General features: G+C 64.2%; 3 protein-coding genes and 1 pseudogene. 1 reads left to right on the top strand and 3 read right to left on the bottom strand.

All coding sequences use genetic code 11. The features are described from left to right. Positions 1-60: 60 nt before the first annotated feature. Positions 61-1,419 carry an MGH1-like glycoside hydrolase domain-containing protein gene (locus ACLFQI_RS12355; RefSeq protein ID WP_410759763.1) on the bottom strand — a complete coding sequence of 453 codons (1,359 nt, stop codon included), beginning with the start codon at positions 1,417-1,419 and terminating at the stop codon, positions 61-63. 397 nt (positions 1,420-1,816) lie between these two features. Continuing rightward, positions 1,817-2,272, bottom strand: coding sequence for a bacteriohemerythrin (locus ACLFQI_RS12350; protein ID WP_410759761.1), 456 nt, complete (start codon positions 2,270-2,272; stop codon positions 1,817-1,819). A gap of 152 nt (positions 2,273-2,424) precedes the next feature. On the opposite strand from ACLFQI_RS12350, the gene ACLFQI_RS12345 reads away from it, so the two are divergent. Next, complete coding sequence (locus ACLFQI_RS12345) at positions 2,425-2,973, top strand: IS630 family transposase (protein ID WP_410759760.1); 549 nt, start codon at positions 2,425-2,427, stop codon at positions 2,971-2,973. 61 nt (positions 2,974-3,034) lie between these two features. On the opposite strand, the pseudogene ACLFQI_RS12340 reads toward ACLFQI_RS12345, so the two are convergent. Beyond that, positions 3,035-3,403 (bottom strand): annotated as a pseudogene (locus ACLFQI_RS12340) (YpsA SLOG family protein); the annotation flags it as partial. Positions 3,404-3,789 lie beyond the last annotated feature (386 nt).

Raw genomic sequence — 3,789 nt, 5'->3', positions numbered from 1 at the left:
AGCGGCGCTTCTGGTCGATATAGGTGCGGATGCCACCGCTGGTTTCAGTGTAGGCGAGAGTCAGGTCACAGTAGCGCATGGCTGAGCCTTCTCGAATAATGGATCGATGGGAACGCGTTCGCCGAAGCCGGCGCGGAAAGAAGCGATCCTTCCTTGATGACGGACCGAGCCCTCGAAGCGGTCGGGTTCTAGCATCTGCAGCCGAACCTGGAGTCGATTTGCGGGGAGGGCCTCCGTCATGGGTGGTTTCCGCTCCGGGCTGTTTGGGGAGGGATCTGGGGAGGGTTCTGGGCAGCGTTCAGGGGGAAGGCCAAGCAGGGGCAGCTCGACCTCGAGTCGCATGCCGCAGCAGGCCGGCGGCAGGCGCGGACAGAGACTGCGTTGATCCGGCCCCAGTTCGAGTCCGAGCAGCACCTCCAGCAGCAGATTGTTGACCAGGCCGGTCCAGCCGACGAACTCGCGCTGCGGTCCGCGGCCGAGGGTCAGGGCCTTCCACCAGTTGCCATTCTTTCGGCGCAGCGCCTGGGTATGCGGGACATCGGGATCATAGAACTCATAGATGCGGCGTTCGCCCTCGAACACCCCATAGACCGCCTGACACAGGCGAAAGGCGATCTCTCCGGCTTCGCGCTGCCGATCGTAGCGCAAAAGCCCTTGCACCACGGCATAGGCGGTGTTGATCCAAACCGGGCCGCGCCACATGTCCTTCTCGAAGCTCGGCTCGTTGCGCGCGACCGAGGGCAGCGGGATGGGGGTGCCGAAGCGGTCTGGATCGGTCAGCTGTTGCACCAGGCGGGCGGCGCGGTCGTGATCGGCAACACCGGCCCACAATGGCATCAGCGAGGCGATGGTGGCGATGCGGATCGGGATGCCGGCGCCATCGCGGTCGAGGTAGAGTCCGGCCGCCTCGTCCCACAACTGCTCATCGATGCGGGCGCGCAGCGTCGCCGCCTTGGCCGCAAACGCGGCGGCGGACCCCTGGTCCAGGCGCTGCGCCATCTGCGCGAGGGCCTCCAACTGCAGCAGGACGTAACTGCTGAAATCGGTCGCGCCGATTGCGCGGGTGTCGCGCAGGGCACTCTCGTCGGTATTGCTGAAGCGCGGCGCGTTCTCAACGCCGGACTCGTAGGGATGCGCCCAGGCGTAGAGGCCGTTCGCGAGTTGCCGATGCGACTCGAGCCAGGCCTGGTAACGCCGCAGAGGCTCATAGACGTCCTCGAGCAGTGCCTGGCCCTTCTCTTGCTCGAGCGCATCGACGATGCCGAGGACGGACCAGGCGATCAGCGGCGGTTGGGTGTAGCGCGACTGATGGAACTCGGTGACCACATGCTGGAGGCGGTCGCCGTCGCGCAGATCGATGACGGCGCGCAGGATCTCGGCGGCGACATCGGCATCCCACCAACGCCAGACGCGCGCGATAAAGGCCGAATCCCAGAGATAGATGCCGCGAAACGCCGGCCCAGGAATCGCGTGGCGCGTGGGTGAAAGCAGGTCGGCCTGTTGCAGGTTGGCGAACAGCAGTGCGTAGACCTCGGCGAAGCCGCGCTCGAAGGCGCTGGCTTGCGCATGGCCGCTGATCCTAAGGTGCGGCGGTGAGGCCTCAACCCCCCTTGCGGCGCAGCACGTCGGGCGGCAGCTCGATGGGCAGCAGTCCCGAGCGTCCGGCCGAGATGCGCGACCAGATCAACAGGTGCCAGACATAATGCAAGCCCCGTGTGCCGCGACCGGCGAAGGCAGTGACGCGACCGGTGGTTGCTCGAATCTGCCTCAACAGGCGCCGCAGCGATAGCATCCGTTCACCCGTCCGGGCCGTTGCTCAAACTTGCTTATATTGCTGATCAGTGCCTTTGATATGCTCGTTGAGCCAGTCGCGGATGAAGGCAAGGATCTCGATCGTCAGAAAGGCCTTCCGCGCGTGAAACTTGTCCTGCAGCTCCGCGAGCCTGTCGATGAAGGCCTGATGCTCCCTGATGTGGGTTTTTGTGCCGGCATAGTCGATCGCGCAGAAATAGCGTTCCTCATCCTTGAAGTGCGTCCGCGTATACTCGACGAGTTCGTCGAAGATCAGGTCCAGCACCTGATTGCCTTCGCCGTATAACATGGCCGCATGCAGCTTGTTGTAGAGCGCGAACAGCTGACGATGCTGACGGTCGATCTCGGCGACATTGACGCTATAGCGCTCATCCCACTTCATGATCGGCGCGATCCTGGCGCCCGTGGATGCTGTTCGTGGAGTGACTTCGACGTCTGGAGTAGGGCCTGTCTTTTGCATCTGGATCGCTCGAAACTCACGTGGCTGAAGTTCCAAGTCTAGCGCTTTGTCACCGTCGCGGTGTATCTCGCGCTTCACGCGATCAGGATGCTCACGGCCGGCCGGCTGGAGCGCGAATCATCTCCGGCGGCCCCAGAGCTGGACCCGAAGGGTTGGACGACGAGGACATCGCCATCGGCTGTCTCGATGAGGCCGGCCCGCAGCTGACGGCCAACACGACGCGGGGGTGGCACGTCGGCCATGCCGAGATCGCCAAGAACACCGCCCGCCTGAAAGCCCATGCCATCGGCTTCTACGCCCTCGTCGGGGAGAGCGTGCAAGACTTTCTGCCGCGTTCCGATCAGACCGCGATCGCCGCGTTCTTCGCCGCGATCCGCGCCGCCAACCCCGACTATGACGCCCTCATCGTCGTCCTCGACAACTTCAGCAGCCATCACGGCGCTGAGGTCAAGCAAGCCGCCGAGGACAACGCCATCGAGCTTGTGTTTCTGCCGCCGTATGCACCGGATCTCAATCCGATCGAGTTCATCTGGAAAACCATCAAGCGGGTGATGTCGGTCAGCTTCATCAGCTCGCTCGATGAGTTGCGCAGCCAGATTCGTAAAACCTGGAATGACTCCGCTCAGTATTGCTCCTATGCCCGGTGGTGGATCGGGCGATTCGTGCCGCATGTCTTAGACTATAAAGAATTTTGCAGATGACTATAACGTCAGCATAGATGGTCGGCTCTTCACTGAGCCGAGGCCCGGCGATATTGAGGATGCCGACCTGGTGAGCGTCGAGGAACGCCAGGAGCGCCATCGCCGCGCGCTCGGCCCCGACCGCTCCCGTGTCGATGAGCCGGTAGGCTCGGCCAAGCGCGATGCAGCACGAGAGCGTGTGGGCGGTGCCGCGCTTGATCGAGCCGCGAAAGAAGATCGCCGTGCCATCGGCAGCCTCGACGTTCATTCGGGTCCGAGCCGCCTCGTCGCCGTCGATCTCCTCGAGCGGATAGTGAACAGGGATGAGGCCATCTTCGGCGCGCCGGCCCGCTGGACAGTAGCCGCCGACCGGGAAGCCGATCTCGAGAGCGGCATCCAGCGCCGCCCGGTCGGCTCCGGTCTGTCCGCCACTGATGATCTTGCAAAGCATGCCGTGATGTCCTCTGCGCTGTTCACGCGCCTGCCAACTCACCGGCCGGTTGCTGCCCGGCCGGCCTGGAGGATGCGGCACGCGCATCACTGGTCTCTGGTGATGGGCAGGGAGAGACCCAGTGACGCCTCAGTGTAGCGCTTGCCGGGGTTGAGCACCTTTCCCTTGAGCCAAGCGCCGGCGCTGGTGGGCAGCACGGACGGTGTGCGCGGACTCCATGAGCGCAGGACGTGACGAGCAGCTGCGAGGCGCGCGGTGATCTCAGCGGGCCGCGGGCGGCGGATGATTTGCCGCGACGAGCCCTGCCAGAGGCGTTACGCTGCGACAGCGCAAGGTCTGCGGGTGGGCGAGGAGCGGCTTTGCTGCCGATCAGCCAACACTGCCGC

Source organism: Halochromatium sp., assembly GCF_046541315.1.
In the GTDB taxonomy this organism is placed as follows: Bacteria; Pseudomonadota; Gammaproteobacteria; order Chromatiales; family Chromatiaceae; genus Lamprobacter.
The sequence above is the reverse complement of the archived record's forward strand: the minus strand, read 5'-3'. Positions and strand labels throughout refer to the sequence as shown.